The sequence below is a fragment of the Pseudomonas sp. 91RF genome, assembly GCF_003576265.1.
Classification (GTDB): Bacteria; Pseudomonadota; Gammaproteobacteria; order Pseudomonadales; family Pseudomonadaceae; genus Aquipseudomonas; species Aquipseudomonas kribbensis.
The window spans coordinates 1-1,472 of sequence record NZ_QWFC01000002.1; the positions used below are offsets into that span (position 1 = coordinate 1).

At 54.8% G+C, this 1,472-nt stretch carries 1 protein-coding gene; it reads right to left on the reverse strand.

Features of this window, described 5'->3' with window-relative positions; translation table 11 throughout:
• Nucleotides 1–405 precede the first annotated feature (405 nt).
• Complete coding sequence (locus tag DXT77_RS00010) at nt 406–1,419, reverse strand: IS110 family transposase (RefSeq protein WP_119426115.1); 1,014 nt, start codon at nt 1,417–1,419, stop codon at nt 406–408.
• Nucleotides 1,420–1,472 lie beyond the last annotated feature (53 nt).

Consider the following 1,472-nt stretch of genomic DNA (forward strand, 5'->3'; position numbering starts at 1 on the left):
CCCATTAGCCGGTCTCAAGTCAAGGTTAAAAGCCACCACGCCCTGCAGTTTTCAACTGCAGGGTTTGCTCTTTTACTCAACCTGATCGGTTGAACCCGTCGAGCCCGTTTTCTCATTACTAGCTACGACCAAGTCGTGCCAGACACCCATTTGGATCAAGCGGTAGCGATACGACCAGCACCGCCCTGGCAGTTAACTGCCCCAGAGAAACGTTGGTGCTGCCAATGCGTCCAAAACGTGTCACAGAACTGTGGCTCGTGCAAAACACACGTCCAGTCCCAGCTGGCTCACCTGGCAGACGACCCGGTTACAACACTCTCAGGCGGTGATGGTCGGTCGCCACTCAGATTTAGTGGTTCGAGCCCAGTCCCTTTTTGGTTGGCCAACCATCACCTCATTCGCCCCTCAGGCAAAACAGCGTCTGGCATCAAAAGGCTGTTTCTCCTTCAGGATGTGATAACTCGCTCGCGCCAGCTTGTGTGCCAGTGCCTTGGTAGCGACCACGGCGTTGGTCTTGGCTTTCTTTTTCTCGAAAAAGCGTTTGGCATCCTCGCTGAAGCGCCGGGCGAAATTAGCCGCTTCGATATAAGCCCAGATCAAATAAGCGTTGCCGTTCCTGGCGTTGCCTTCACCTTTCTTTTTGCCGTTGGAGTAATGCGCACTTTTTACGCAGCGAGCGTAAGAAGCGAAGTGGCCTACGTCGGCAAAGCGCTCGATATTTCCGGTTTCCAGCATGATGACCGTGGCCAGCACCTCGCCAATCCCGGGCATCGTTTTCAGCAAGGAAAACTCCGGGCGCAGACGGGCTTCGTGCAGTAATCGCTCTTCAAGAAGGTCAATCTGGATCTGCAAGGCCTGAACAATGGCGACATTCGCTTTCATGGCCAGAGCCACATCCGTCGGCAGGCCCAGCCTGTCGATGGATGTAGCTGACAGCCCTTTGACTTCATTGCAGCTCAGTCGCCGGCCATACTGGCGCGCCATGATGTTCTCGACGGACAGAATGTGCTGAGTCCGACTGCGTACCAGTTGAATACGTTTACGTGCCAAATCTCGCAGCGCACGTTCTTGCGGCGGGTGGATATATCCCGTCGGTAAAATCCCGAGTCGGAGCAAATGCGCCAGGAACGCCGCATCATCTTTGTCATCGGCATGCTTCAAACCGTCGTAGCGTTTCATCGCCACAGGATGGGCCAGCTTCACCTCGAAGCCCGCCGCCTTAAGGCCATCGACCAACCAATACCAGTTGTAGGTGGACTCAACCACGACGCCAACCAATTCAGCACGGTGAGGCTCGAGCAGCGAGAGGATTGGCGTTAGCTCGTTGGGACAGCGTCGACTGACCAATACTCGATCCGTTTCGTCGGTAACCACCACAACACTGTTGTTCGAATGCAGGTCTATGCCACAGAATTTCATCACGGCCTCCTACGCAAAAGACTAAGTTCGCACCTTGAATTTTGCGCCACCTC

Excerpts from the sequence above, each read along its gene's own strand:
- DXT77_RS00010 (WP_119426115.1), bottom strand. The coding sequence starts at position 1,419 with ATGAAATTCTGTGGCATAGACCTGCATTCGAACAACAGTGTTGTGGTG.